Consider the following 12,258-nt stretch of genomic DNA (forward strand, 5'->3'; position numbering starts at 1 on the left):
GCACTGCTGTTCACGGTGGTGGCCGGCAGCGATATCCGGGCCGCGCTCGGAACTGATGCCCCGCTGGCGCTGCTTTCCGCGGCGGCCGTGGGGCTGCTCTATTCCCTGCTGAGTGTCCTGTTCTTCCGCCGGCCGGTGGCAGAGACAGCCGTCGGCGCGATGGCCAGCAGCTACGCGAACGCCAACAACATCGGGATCCCCGTCTCCCTCTACGCCGTGGGAACGGCCCAGCACGTGGCTCCCGTCCTGCTGGCACAGATCCTCGTCCTGGCGCCGGTCTATTTGACCCTGCTGGGTGTTGCATCGGGGTCCAGGATCTCTTGGCGGAAAATGCTGCTGCAGCCCTTAGCCAACCCCATGATCATCGCCTCCGGCCTGGGCGCGGCGGTCGCACTGACCGGCTGGAAAGTTCCGGAACTGCTGCTGAAACCCGTCGACATGCTCGCCGGCGGCGCCGTCCCCATGGTGCTGCTGGCCTTCGGACTGTCCCTGGCCGGCAAGGCCCCGCTGCAAAAGGGCGACGGGCGCACTGAATCGCTCGTCGCCACCTTCCTGAAGATCGCAGGCATGCCCGTGATCGTCTGGGCGCTGGGCCGCTTCGTCTTCGGCCTCGAGGGGCAGCACCTGCTGGCCATCGTGATCATGGGCGCTCTGCCCACGGCCCAGAATGTCTTCCTCTTCGCCTCCCCGTACCGGCGCGGCGTGATCGTTGCCAGGGACGTCATCCTGTGCACCACCCTGCTCTGCGCCGGCTCTTTGCTGGTCATCGCCTGGCTGCTTGGCTGACTGCGGCGAAACACTCTTCCAGCACTTGTTATACAAGTAAGTAGCTTGTAGCCTAAGTTGAGCGGGGCGGAGTTGCCTCGCAGGAACTTCAGGGAGAACCATGACCAGCGTTGATCTCATCCGCCATGTAAAGCTGTCCACAGCCAGGCTTCCGCTCGCCGTTCCGATCAGTGACGCGAAAGTGTTCACCGGACGCCAGAAGCCGATGACCGAGGTCGTGTTCCTTTTCGCCGAAATCACCACCGAACAGGGCCACAGCGGAATCGGGTTCAGCTACTCCAAGCGCGCCGGCGGGCCGGCCCAGTACGCGCACGCCAAGGAAGTCGCCGAAGGCATCATCGGCGAGGACCCGAACGACATCGGCCGGCTCTACACCAAACTTCTCTGGGCCGGGGCGTCCGTGGGCCGCTCCGGCGTGGCCACCCAGGCGCTGGCCGCCATCGACATCGCGCTCTACGACCTCAAGGCCAAGCGCGCCGGCCTGCCGCTGGCCAAGTTCCTGGGCGCGTACCGTGACTCCGTGCAGACCTACAACACGTCGGGTGGTTTCCTCAACGCCTCCCTGGCCGAGGTCAAGGCCCGCGCCACCGTCCTGCTGGACGAAGGCATCGGCGGCATCAAGATCAAGGTCGGCCTTCCGGACACCGCCGAGGACCTGCGCCGCGTCGCCGGTATCCGCGAGCACATTGGCTGGGACGTCCCACTCATGGTGGACGCCAACCAGCAGTGGGACCGCGCCACCGCATTGCGGATGGGCCGCCGACTGGAAGAATTCAACCTCGTCTGGATCGAGGAACCACTTGACGCGTACGACTTCGAAGGCCACGCGGACCTCGCCCGCGCCCTGGACACCCCCATCGCCACGGGCGAGATGCTGGCCTCGGTCGCAGAGCACAAGGGCCTGATCAGCGCCAACGGCTGTGACATCATCCAGCCTGATGCCCCGCGTGTCGGCGGCATCACCCAATTCCTGCGCCTGGCCGCCCTGGCCGACGAGCGCGGACTCGGCCTCGCCCCGCATTTCGCCATGGAAATCCACCTCCACCTCGCCGCCGCCTACCCGCGCGAGCCCTGGGTGGAACACTTMGACTGGCTCGATCCGCTGTTCAACGAGCGCCTCGAAACCAAGAACGGCCGCATGCTGGTCCCGGACCGCCCCGGGCTGGGCATCTCCCTCAGCGAGCAGGCGCGCGCCTGGACCACAGAATCTGTGGAATTCGGCAAGTAACCTTGAAGCCATGAGCCGGAACCTGACCGCGGACCTCGCGAGCGATCTTCGACGCCGCATCGTCGACGGCGTCCTTGCGCCGGGCGCGAAGCTGCCCAGCGAAAACACCCTGATCAGCGAATTCGGCGTCAGCCGGACCGTGGTCCGTTCGGCGCTGACCCGGCTGCAGGCTGAGGGGCTCGTCGAAACCGAACGCGGGCGGGGCAGCTTCGCGCTGACCCCGCCGCCGGACGGCCCGCAGCAGTCGGCCGGCAGCCGCCCCGTGGCCAGCCTGGAAGACCGCCTGTGGCAACTGGAGTTCCGCATCGCGGTGGAGTCCGAGGCTGCGGCCCTCGCCGCCCGGAACCACACAGACCGGCAGCTGAACGCTGTCCGGAAGGCTTTTGAAGACTTCGTGGACAGTGCGGCCCACCCGGGACATGCCATGAAGGCTGACTACGAGTTCCACCGGGCCATTGCCGCAGCCTCCGGAAACCCCTTTTACTCCGACTGCCTCGCATCCCTGGGGCCGACCATGATCGCGATGCCCCGCGGCCGGCTCGTGGGCAGCGGCGAGCCTGATGCGCGCGGGCATTTCGACCAAGTGGTGCAGGAACACGAATCAATCGTCGCCGCCATCGCGGAGGGCGACGGACCGTCGTCGTCAGCGGCGATGCGGAGCCATCTGGCAAATTCCCGACGGCGGCTGCGCGCCGCCGCTCCCGGCCACGGCTGACCCCAGGGCCCGGACATCGGGCGGGGGGCTTCCAGTCCCTCAAGGTATCCATCTATGCAATTAATGTGTTGGACGGGCATTACCGCCGCCGAATAAAGTGAAGAATCGCTGTGGCGAGGGCCACAATCAACTGCCCGCCCCGGCCGACCAGCTTCGCCAATTCAAAGGAAATCTCCATGCAGTCTGTCGACAACGCTGTCACGGACGTGGCCTTGGCCACGAAAAAGTTCTTCAAGCGGGTGCTGCCCATCATGCTCGTCATGTTGGTCTGCAACCAGCTCAACCGGTCCAACATCGGCTATGCCCAGGAGCATCTGCACGCAGATGTCGGCATCGGCGCCGCCGCCTACGGGTTCGGGGCCGGGCTGTTCTTCATCGCCTACGCAATCTTCGAACTGCCCAGCAACGTGATGATGGAGAGGTACGGCGCCAAGGTCTGGCTGGCCAGGATCATGATCAGCTGGGGCATCGTCTCTTTTCTGATGGTGTTCGTGCAGAACGAGACCATGTTCTACGCCCTGCGGTTCCTCCTCGGCGCAGCGGAAGCCGGTTTCTTCCCCGCCGTCATCTTCTACTTCGCCCGCTGGGTGCCGGCCGGGCAGCGGGGCAAAGCAACAGCGATCTTCATCGCAGGCTCCTCGGTCGCCGCGGCACTCTCCGGCCCGATCGCCGGAATGCTGCTCAGCCTCAACGACGTCCTGGGATTCCGCGGCTGGCAGTGGCTGTTCGGCTTCGAGGGGTTGCTTTCCGTGGTTGTCGGCATTGCGGTGTTCTTTGTCCTTGACGCCAAGATCGCGGACGCCACATGGCTGACAGCGGGCGAGAAGTTTGCCCTCACCGCGGCGATTGCGGACGAGGACGCCCAGCACGCCCCCGCCTCAGGCGGGAATCCCAGCGGGAAGATCAACCGCTGGAAGATGCTCCTGAACCCCCAGATCCTCCTCCTTTGCGGCATCTATTTCTCCGTGCAGCTCTCCATCTACGCCAACACGTTCTGGCTGCCCAGCATCGTCAAGCAGATCCCGGGGACCACGGACCTGAGCGTCGGATTCCTCTCCGCCATCCCTTGGGTCTGCGCCGTGATTGCCATGTACTTCGCCGCCAAGTGGCAGGACAAGGCCAAGTCCAAGCGGCCCCTCCTCGTCGCTGCGCTCCTGGTCGCCGCCGTCGGAACACTCGCAGCCGCCGTCGCCTCCCCGGTCCTGGCCCTCGTGTTCCTGGCCATCGCCGCCATGGGATTCAAGAGCGCGTCACCGTTGTTCTGGACCATCCCCCAGTCAGGCCTGCACCCCCTCATCCTCGCGCCGGCCATTGCCATCATCAACTCCCTGGGCAACCTCGGTGGCTTCGTGGCGCCGTTTGGTTTCGGCATCATCAAGGAGCAGACCGGCAGCGTCATCCCGGGGCTCTTCGCCCTCGCAGCGGCATCGACAATCGCCGCCGGCCTTGTCTACTTCCTCAAGGAGCGCAAGTCCGAGGCCGCGGCAGGGCCCGTGGCTGCACCCGAGGAGGCGCCGGCGTTCGCCGTGGCCGCCAAGTAGACGGGCACGGAAAGGACAGGCAGGCGCCCGACGGGCGCCTGCCTTTTCCATCGCCCATGCCGCGCTCAGTGGCTCTTGCGTGCGTCCTGCAGGTGCCGGTCGAGCTTTTCTTCGGCTTCGCGGCGCCGCTGACCGATGATGCGCAGCTGCTGCGTGATCGGATTTCCGTAGCCATCAACGTCGCGGTGATGCGTGCCCTTCAGGCGCTCGGGGCCGGAGGGCAAGCTCACCCGCGGTTCAGTATTTTCGCCCATACCGGGATGATCCCACACTGCCCGCCGGCTGAAAAGGACGGCTATTGCGCCGAAGAACCGGCCGGCACGCCGGGTTCATTCCGGCCTCGTGTCCCGATGCAGGTCCGTGTCGAGGGCATGGGCGCTGGCCAACCTGGCCAGCAGGATACCCAGCTGCGCAGACTGTTCGCTGGTGAGCGGGGCCAGGAGTTCGGCCTCGTGCCGTTCGGCGATTCCGCGCAGTGCCCCGAGAGCCTTCGTGCCCTCGGCCGTCAGCCGGAGCTCGTAGTTCCGCCGGTCGGCGCTGCTGCGCACGCGGGCCACCAGCCCTCGCGTTTCCAGCGAGTCGATGAGGGGAACCACGCGGCTCGGCACTGCCCCCAGGCGGTCGGCCAGGGACCGCTGGCTCAGTCCGGGGCTGCGGCCGAGCAGGCGGAGGACACCCGCGTCGCTTGGGGTCAGGCCGAGTTCGCGCGTGCGCTCGGCGAAGCGTGCCGATGCCAGCGCCCCGAGCTGGGACAGCAGGAAAGCGGTTCGTTTCGGCCGCGGCGGATCCGGTGAGTCCATGCCCCAATATTACGCCATTGACAGAATCATTCAACAGGTGAATCATTTTAGTTGTGACGTAATTATCGGAAAGAAGCCATCATGACTGACCTGTCCTCCCACCACACTGCTCCCTCGACCCGATCCGGCGGCCCCAACCCGGGCATCCTGGCGGCCGTGAGTCTGGGACTCACGATCGCGGCCCTGCTCAGCAGCGCGATCCTCACCAACGGGCAGGCCTACGTCTCGCCCTTCTCCCCCGCCGGCCAGGTCGCGGCATATTTTCACGGGAACACCGACGCCGTGCGGCTCGCCAGCCTGTTCCAATTCGGCTCAGCGGTCCCGCTCGGCATCTTTGCGGCCACCGTTTACGCCCGGCAGCTCCGGCTTGGCGTGCGCGTCCCCGGGCCCGCAATCGGCTTCTTTGGCGGCATTGCCGCCTCGGTGTTCCTCATGCTCTCGGCCGCCGTGGGGTGGGTCCTGAGCCGCCCGGAAATCACCACCGATGTGCCATTGACCCATGCATTGTCGTTTCTCGCATTCATCACGGGCGGCGTCGCCTATGTGGTCGGCTTGGGACTCCTCATCGCCGGAATCGCCGTCCCCGCCCTCATCCTGCGCTTCGTGCCGCGCTGGCTGGCCTGGGCCGGCCTGGTCATCGCCGCCCTGTCCGAACTGAGTTTCCTCTCCATGGTGATCGAGCCGCTCCAGTTCCTGCTGCCCGTCGGGCGGTTCGGCGGCCTGCTCTGGCTTGTTGCCGTCGGATTCCTGTTACCGCGGAGCCGGGCTGCCGCGAATCGACGCGAACCCTGAGCCTGTCGAGCTGGCCGCCCGGTCTAGGCTCCCTCCCCGGAAAGGCCTCCGAGCACGCCCGCGTCCGCGCGGCCATAGCGCACGCGCTCGATGGGACGATGATGCAGCAGGGGTTGACGGGCGGCTGAACGGCGCCCGGGCGACCGTCCGGCGCCTGATATCGAGGGCTGTGCGGGCGTTTCCGCCGCCCCTTCAACCGGCCACGATCCCGAGAGCCCTGCATACCTTCCTGGAGCCAGCGGGGCGGAAAACCGTGAAGACACTTTACAACGGGAAAGACCGGTCTGTCTCGGATCGGGGACAGATTTGAATGCAGCGCCAGGCCCTGTGGCAATTCCTAATCGCGGCTCTGGATGACTTCCTTCAGCCATGCGATTGCGTCGGTCCTGGATGTAAAGAACTCGTGCGGGTACTTGGTCTCCCGGCTCGTGGCGGAAGCGATCACCCTGTCGACTGTGCTGGATCCGAGGACCGCGATGGCCACCACGCCCCTGCTCTGCGCGAACTGATATCTGGCCGCCGCGCTGAACACCACGTCGGTCATCTCAGAGAGCATTGGCATCGGCGTCCCGCCACTGATCCGGTCCACGGCAAGCATGGCGTCCCGGGCGTCRTCGGCGTCCACGAAGGAACCCGGGCGCCAGACGCTCTTGAGTATCCCTGCATCGACGCTGAGCGAGTTCTTCCCGTCGGCGGCGTCGATTGGTCCCTGCATCATGCCGGTGATCCTAGGCCCGAACTGCGGCGGCGCCCGGCACCGYGCCCATGGTGTGGCCGGCGAACGCCGCACGGCGTGGATTCTGGCCTCGCCTGAGGAACAACCGCGGGGTGCCGTACGTTGCACTTAGCCTAGTAAAGACTCGAGAAAGAGAACAAGCCACGTGGCAACCGATTACGACGAAGTCCGCTCGGACGTTAAGGAAACCCAGGAAAACTCCCTGGAAGCACTCCAGTCCGCCAACGCACCGGACGCCCGCAGCGTCGTCCAGGAACTGGACGAGGCCGACGGGCTGGACGGGGCCGGAGTCCCCGGCGGCGAGTTCATCGCCGAAGAGCTGATTGTCCAGGTCATCCCGCAGGCCGACGACGAGTTCACCTGCAGCTCCTGTTTCCTGGTCCGGCACCGTTCCCAGATCGCCCGGCAGTCCGGCACCGATATCTACTGCACGGACTGCGAGGGCTAAAAGCGGGGAAGGCCCAAAGCCAGGTCTATGGTCCTACTCGAACCGGGTGGCCGGGATAGCGGTGCTGGAACGGACCAGTCCGAACGCCGCTGTCACTGCGGCCAGTGCGAGCAGGATGCTGAAGGACACGGCGGCGTAGTATACGGGGCCGGGCCAGGTGATGTTCCGGCCCCCGCCAAATGAGATAACCATCAGCCAGGCCACGAAGAATCCGAGCCCGGCTGACAACAGAAGCACTGCCACAAGGGGAACCGCGGCCTCTCTTGCGATGACCCCACGAACAACTTCAACGGGCATACCCATCAGCCGCATCAGGCCCAGCACGCGTTTTCGGTCCAAAATTGCCGCAGCCGTGGACACGGCCAGAGAAATGCCGGCGATGACGACGGCGACGAAGGTGCCGTCCGGGGCAAGGATGCCGGCCAGGCAGTGCAGCAGGGTGGACTTACCCGACCCCGACGGGCCCATGACCGCGAGTACCTCACCGGCGTGAACGTCGACGTCGATACCGCGCAGCGCCTCGGTCTGTCCGAACGCGTGGCGGACACCGCGGGCGCTGAGGATGGGTGCAGTGGTGTCGATCGTGCCCATGCGCTCTGGAGCTCCTTTTTGAGTTGGGTCAGCCGGGCACTGATCAGCTCGATCCAGCGCAGGTCAGCCTCGATGTGGAAGAGGCCGTAGTCGCACATCAGCACCTGCAGCACACTCAGTGCATAGTCCGAGTCCAGCGCATCGGCAGGCTTTCGTCGTCCTGGCGCCTCACCTTGGGCCGGTACCAAGGTTTTCCAAAGTTGCGGTGGGGATCATGGGCGACATTCCACAACTGCATTGGGGGCGCGGTCATGACTTCTCAGACCGAGGCGGTTTCCGTTCGGGACGACGGTTCTGCTGTTTCACCCAAATGGACATCCCGAGACCTGGATGGAGGAAATGGGTGATGAGGCAGCACTTCAGAGGGCTCCTGCGATGGACAGCGGTCATCCTCGTCCTGGCGGTGGCCGGCGTCGGCGCAATCAGCGGGGCCGCGCAGGCCGCGCCCAGCCACGACAACCCCCATTACACGGCGGGCGCTCCCGGCAGCGGGGACGCGTATTTCCCGTTCGCCGGCAACGGCGGCTATGACGTCCTGCACTACGACCTCGCCCTCCGCTATACGCCACCGACCAATCCCGCGGTGCTCGCAGGCCGCCTCAGCGGGGTCGCGACTGTCACCGTCCGTGCGAAGCAGAACCTGGAGTCGCTCAACTTCGACCTGCGCGGCCTCGGCGTCACGTCGGTCCAGGTCGACGGCAAGGCAGCCAAGTGGTCCCAGGTGCAGAACGACGCGGACCGGATCTGGGAACTCACGGTCGGGCTGCGGCCGAAGCTGAAGGCCGGACAGACGACGTCGATCGTGATCGAGTACGGCGGAACCACCGGCCGGCCGCTCGACACCACGGGAGCGCTCTACGGTTGGGTCACCACCGCTGACGGCGCGATGGTCGTCAACGAGCCCGAGGGCGCGGCGACCTGGTATCCCGTGAATGACGACCCTGAAGACAAGGCGACCTATACGTTCCGCATTACGGTGCCGGCAGGGAAGACGGCCGTGGCGAACGGCCTGCCCGTCGGCCGGCCGGCGACGAAGACGGGATGGACCACATGGACGTGGAAGGCCTCGGACCCGATGGCCAGCTATCTGTCGACGGCGAACGTCGGCGACTTTGCCCTGTCGTACGACGTCGGTCCGCACGGGCTGCCCATCATCAATGCGATCGACGCGGACGTGACGGGAGCGGCACTGGCCGAGACGAAGGCGTCGCTTGCGTTGCAGCCGCAGATGATCGCATTCCTTGACGGCCAGTTCGGGCGGTACCCATTCGAGGCCTTCGGCGCAATTGCCGACGACGACACGGTCGACTATGCGCTGGAGACGCAGACGCGGCCGGTCTACTCGGAGGTTGCGGACGAATACACGGTGGTGCACGAACTCGGGCACCAGTGGTTCGGAGACGCGGTAAGCCCGTCCGACTGGCAGGACATCTGGCTGAACGAGGGCTGGGCGACGTACATCGAGTGGCTGTGGGCCGAGCACCAAGGCGCGGCCACGATGCCGGAACAGTTCGGAGACGCGGTGGCATACCTCGACGCGAACAACCGCTGGGCGCTGAACATCGCAGACCCGGGCCGTGACAACTTGTTCGCGGGCCAGGTCTACCTCCGCGGGGCGGCTGCCCTCTACGCGCTGCGCGCGAAGATCGGCGACGCGGCATTCCTCAGCGGCACCCGGACGTGGTTGAGCCGCTACAACGACTCGACGGCGACGACGGAAGACTTCGAAGCCGTGATGGAAAACGCGTCCGGCCAGCAGCTCGACGCGTTCTTTGACGACTGGCTGCGCAAAGGCGACCGCCCGGGGATGCCACAGCCAGCAGCAGCAAAAACTCAAGTGATCCCAGGACCGGCCCCCACGCATTCCCACAACACGCCGAGGAGCACCCTCCGGTAGTGGCGAGGAACTTCCGGCTTGGCGCGACACCCGCGCCAAGCGGCATCCGCCCTACCTCCGCGACGCCCTAACGGCCATCGCCGATCCCCCGCCGCGCCTCACGGGCTCGGCGGCTGCGACCATGCCGCCGTCAGGCAGGAACTCGATGGCGGTCGCGGCGCCGATCTCCGCTGCCGAGGTGAACGCATCCCCAGACGGGGTGAACTGATGGCCAAACGGTGCCAGCTGGCTGCCGTACTTGGCGATGAACTCCGGTTCGGCCGTGACCTTGGCCGTATTCCGTTGCGAGGCACGCGGTGCAGCGATCGCCCCGGAGATGGTCATGCCAAGGTCCACCCGGTTCAGGATGGTCTGCAGGACGGTTGTGATGATGGTCGATCCGCCGGGCGAGCCGAGGGCGAGGAACGGCTTGCCCTCCTTGAGGATGATGGTCGGCGACATGGACGAGCGCGGGCGCTTCCCCGGCTCGATCCGGTTCGGGTCGGCCGGGTCGTAGACGGTCGAGAAGTCGGTSAGCTCGTTGTTGAGCAGGAAGCCGCGGCCGGGGACCACCATGCCGGACCCTCCGGTCTGCTCGATCGTGAGCGTGTAGTCGACCACGTTCCCCCACTTGTCCGCGACGGTCAGGTTGGTCGTCGAGATGTTCTCGGTGTCCTTCTCGTCGGCGGGCGCGACGGCGGCGGCCGGGCACGCGCCGTCGTACGAGGACACGTTCCCCGGCGCAACCGGCTTCGCTGCCGCGTGCAGCGGGTCAATCTGGCAGGCACGCTCCTTGCCGAACACCGGGTCCGTGAGCGCGGCGGTGGGAACGCTCACGAACGCGGGGTCCCCCACGTACTTGCCACGGTCCGCGAAAGCAAGCGCGCTGGCCTCGAGGTAGTGGTGCAGGGCGCCCGGCGTGGACATCCCGGACAGGTTGGACGGCTCCAGGATGTTCAGCGCCTCGCCCACGGTGGTGCCGCCGCTGCTGGAGGGCGCCATGCCGTAGACGTCCAGGTCGCGGTAGTCCACGTGCGTGGGCGCCTGATCCAGGGCGCGGTATGCGGCGAGATCCGCCGTCGTCAGGTGGCCTGCCGGAACGGGAAGCTTTGTGTTGGAAGTCTTGGGCGGAGCCTGCACCGTGGCCGCGATCTCGGCCGCAAGCGGCCCGCCGTAGAAGCCGTCCGTGCCCTTTTTCGCGAGGAGCCGGTATGTCTCGGCGAGGTCGTGGTTCTGGAAGACACTGCCGACGGCGGGGGCGTCACCGCCCGGGAGGTAGAGGCTGCTGGTCGAGGGAAACGCCTCGAACCRGGCTTTGTTGTCGAGGGTCTGCTGGCGGAACGTCTTATCGACCACGAATCCACGGGTGGCCACCTTGATGGCAGGCTTGAGGGCATCGCCGAGGCTCAACGTGCCCCACCGGTCCAGGGCACGCGCCCAGGTAGCCGGGGTGCCGGGGACGCCAACGGAGACGCCGCTTGTGACGAGCTCGGGCGTGAAATTGAAGGGCTTGCCGGTCGCCGGGTCGATGAACGCGTCGTGCGGCATTCTGGCCGGTGCGGTCTCGCGGCCGTCGATCGTGCCCACCTTGCCGGTCTTCGCGTCGTAGAACACGAAGTAACCTCCGCCGCCAATCCCGGCACTGTACGGCTCAGTCACGCCAAGGGTCGCGGCTGCGGCGACGGCGGCATCCGCYGCGTTGCCGCCCTTGCGGAGKACCTCGATCGCMGCWGCGGATGCCTCCGSRTCCACRGTGCTCACMGCKCCRCCGTAGCCGGTKGCGGTTGMSGTCTTTKSRGTCTCCCGCGGRTMGGCSWRCGCWGGGSYGGCGACGGCGCCRCCCGTCACGCTCARTGCCAGRGCCGCYGTGACRGCCACCAGCCCCCGTGTCATATATGCCATGATCGCTCCCGAGTCCGTGTTACGTGTATTGACAGTGCTTGTCACGCTACTACGCAGGCGTGCGACACTCAACACTCGCGCCGATGGCATTGGATGCTCTTCCGGCAGCTGTCAGAAGTGGACTGCCGGGTGCTCGGTCACTTCAGTTTCATCAAAAATTGTCGGTGGCTCCTGAGATGATCTGAGTGTGGAGAGCAGGACAGTGTTGAGTGCGGAGAGCGGGGCGACCGTGGAAGCCGTCGCGGCGTCGGTTGCCGCGCTTGCCGCCTTGGCCGGATCGGCCGCTAGCGACGCCAATCCTGCGGTCGTCGATTCTTCGCCGGACGCGGATCCGCTGCGGCGGCTGGCGGACGGTTGCCTGGACGGGCTCGCCGAGGTCGCCCGGCTGGAGGCCCGGACCGCGGCGCTGAGGGTGCGGCTGACCGCCGACTACGCGCAGGCAACCAGGTTCCTGGCGCCGCCGGCGCCGTCCCCGCGGGACCGCGCCGCCCAAGCGATGGCACTGGTGGCCGAGGTCGCCTGTGTCCTGACCGTCAGCGAACGCGCCGCCGGGGCGCTGCTGTCCGAATCCCGGGCCCTGACGACGGCGCTGCCGCTGACCCTGGCCGCCCTGCAGGCCGGCACGATCTCCTGGCAGCACGCCCGGACCATCGTGGACGAAACCAGCAGCCTGGATGCGGCCGGTACGGCCGGGCTCGAGGCGCACTTCCTGGACCCCGAAGCGCCCAACCCTGCCCGCGGCTGCCCGGCGGGGGACCTCGTTCCGTCCCGGTTCCGGGCCAAGGCCCGCGCCTGGCGCGAACGCCACCACCCCGCCAGCATCGAGGAACGCCACACCAGGAG

At 66.7% G+C, this 12,258-nt stretch carries 13 protein-coding genes; 8 read left to right on the forward strand and 5 right to left on the reverse strand.

Features of this window, described 5'->3' with window-relative positions; all coding sequences use genetic code 11:
• The 4 genes from AC1D1S_RS14610 to AC1D1S_RS14625 form a co-directional block, all read left to right on the forward strand.
• Nucleotides 1-786: AEC family transporter (locus AC1D1S_RS14610; RefSeq protein WP_476994786.1), on the forward strand; the 786-nt coding region annotated here is incomplete at its 5' end.
• A 100-nt stretch (nt 787-886) separates the two neighbouring features.
• Entirely contained in the window at nt 887-2,014 is a 1,128-nt protein-coding gene (locus AC1D1S_RS14615; RefSeq protein WP_476994787.1) for an L-talarate/galactarate dehydratase, read from the forward strand.
• Nucleotides 2,015-2,024: 10 nt separating this feature from the next.
• Complete coding sequence (locus AC1D1S_RS14620; RefSeq protein WP_028277904.1) at nt 2,025-2,729, forward strand: FadR/GntR family transcriptional regulator; 705 nt, start codon at nt 2,025-2,027, stop codon at nt 2,727-2,729.
• A 176-nt stretch (nt 2,730-2,905) separates the two neighbouring features.
• Entirely contained in the window at nt 2,906-4,270 is a 1,365-nt protein-coding gene (locus tag AC1D1S_RS14625) for an MFS transporter (protein WP_043436524.1), read from the forward strand.
• Between the two features lie 65 nt (nt 4,271-4,335).
• Here AC1D1S_RS14625 and AC1D1S_RS14630 read toward each other — a convergent pair whose 3' ends face one another.
• Nucleotides 4,336-4,524 carry a hypothetical protein gene (locus AC1D1S_RS14630; RefSeq protein WP_043436522.1) on the reverse strand — a complete coding sequence of 63 codons (189 nt, stop codon included), beginning with the start codon at nt 4,522-4,524 and terminating at the stop codon, nt 4,336-4,338.
• 75 nt (nt 4,525-4,599) lie between these two features.
• Entirely contained in the window at nt 4,600-5,070 is a 471-nt protein-coding gene (locus AC1D1S_RS14635) for a MarR family winged helix-turn-helix transcriptional regulator (RefSeq protein ID WP_028277902.1), read from the reverse strand.
• Between the two features lie 81 nt (nt 5,071-5,151).
• Between AC1D1S_RS14635 and AC1D1S_RS14640 the strand changes: the two genes are divergently transcribed.
• Nucleotides 5,152-5,862: a hypothetical protein gene (locus AC1D1S_RS14640; protein ID WP_028277901.1), complete on the forward strand. Its 711-nt coding sequence runs from the start codon at nt 5,152-5,154 to the stop codon at nt 5,860-5,862.
• Between the two features lie 337 nt (nt 5,863-6,199).
• Here the strand turns inward: AC1D1S_RS14640 and AC1D1S_RS14645 are convergent, their stop codons facing one another.
• Nucleotides 6,200-6,580: a DUF7793 family protein gene (locus tag AC1D1S_RS14645; RefSeq protein WP_459385023.1), complete on the reverse strand. Its 381-nt coding sequence runs from the start codon at nt 6,578-6,580 to the stop codon at nt 6,200-6,202.
• 163 nt (nt 6,581-6,743) lie between these two features.
• On the opposite strand from AC1D1S_RS14645, the gene AC1D1S_RS14650 reads away from it, so the two are divergent.
• Entirely contained in the window at nt 6,744-7,046 is a 303-nt protein-coding gene (locus AC1D1S_RS14650) for a DUF4193 domain-containing protein (RefSeq protein ID WP_028277900.1), read from the forward strand.
• Nucleotides 7,047-7,079: 33 nt separating this feature from the next.
• Here the strand turns inward: AC1D1S_RS14650 and AC1D1S_RS14655 are convergent, their stop codons facing one another.
• On the reverse strand, nt 7,080-7,637 hold the full coding sequence (locus AC1D1S_RS14655; RefSeq protein ID WP_476994788.1) for an FtsX-like permease family protein: 558 nt from the start codon (nt 7,635-7,637) through the stop codon (nt 7,080-7,082).
• A gap of 346 nt (nt 7,638-7,983) precedes the next feature.
• On the opposite strand from AC1D1S_RS14655, the gene AC1D1S_RS14660 reads away from it, so the two are divergent.
• The gene (locus AC1D1S_RS14660) at nt 7,984-9,534 is read left to right on the forward strand and encodes a M1 family metallopeptidase (RefSeq protein ID WP_476994789.1); all 1,551 of its coding nucleotides are present in this window, start codon (nt 7,984-7,986) and stop codon (nt 9,532-9,534) included.
• 51 nt (nt 9,535-9,585) lie between these two features.
• On the opposite strand, the gene ggt is transcribed toward AC1D1S_RS14660, so the two are convergent.
• Nucleotides 9,586-11,406, reverse strand: a complete 1,821-nt coding sequence (gene ggt, locus AC1D1S_RS14665) for a gamma-glutamyltransferase (protein WP_476994791.1) — start codon at nt 11,404-11,406, stop codon at nt 9,586-9,588.
• Between the two features lie 196 nt (nt 11,407-11,602).
• Between ggt and AC1D1S_RS14670 the strand changes: the two genes are divergently transcribed.
• Nucleotides 11,603-12,258, forward strand: a 656-nt coding sequence (locus AC1D1S_RS14670) for a DUF222 domain-containing protein (protein WP_476994790.1), incomplete at its 3' end; no start/stop codon positions are given.

The organism is Arthrobacter sp. P1_A5, from assembly GCF_056406825.1.

What these genes read in the sequence shown, in the direction of transcription:
- AC1D1S_RS14620 (WP_028277904.1), top strand. Translation starts at nt 2,025, where the DNA reads ATGAGCCGGAACCTGACCGCGGACCTCGCGAGCGATCTTCGACGCCGC.
- AC1D1S_RS14625 (WP_043436524.1), top strand. Translation starts at nt 2,906, where the DNA reads ATGCAGTCTGTCGACAACGCTGTCACGGACGTGGCCTTGGCCACGAAA.
- AC1D1S_RS14630 (WP_043436522.1), bottom strand. Translation starts at nt 4,524, where the DNA reads ATGGGCGAAAATACTGAACCGCGGGTGAGCTTGCCCTCCGGCCCCGAG.
- AC1D1S_RS14635 (WP_028277902.1), bottom strand. Translation starts at nt 5,070, where the DNA reads ATGGACTCACCGGATCCGCCGCGGCCGAAACGAACCGCTTTCCTGCTG.
- AC1D1S_RS14640 (WP_028277901.1), top strand. Translation starts at nt 5,152, where the DNA reads ATGACTGACCTGTCCTCCCACCACACTGCTCCCTCGACCCGATCCGGC.
- AC1D1S_RS14655 (WP_476994788.1), bottom strand. Translation starts at nt 7,637, where the DNA reads ATGGGCACGATCGACACCACTGCACCCATCCTCAGCGCCCGCGGTGTC.
- AC1D1S_RS14660 (WP_476994789.1), top strand. Translation starts at nt 7,984, where the DNA reads ATGAGGCAGCACTTCAGAGGGCTCCTGCGATGGACAGCGGTCATCCTC.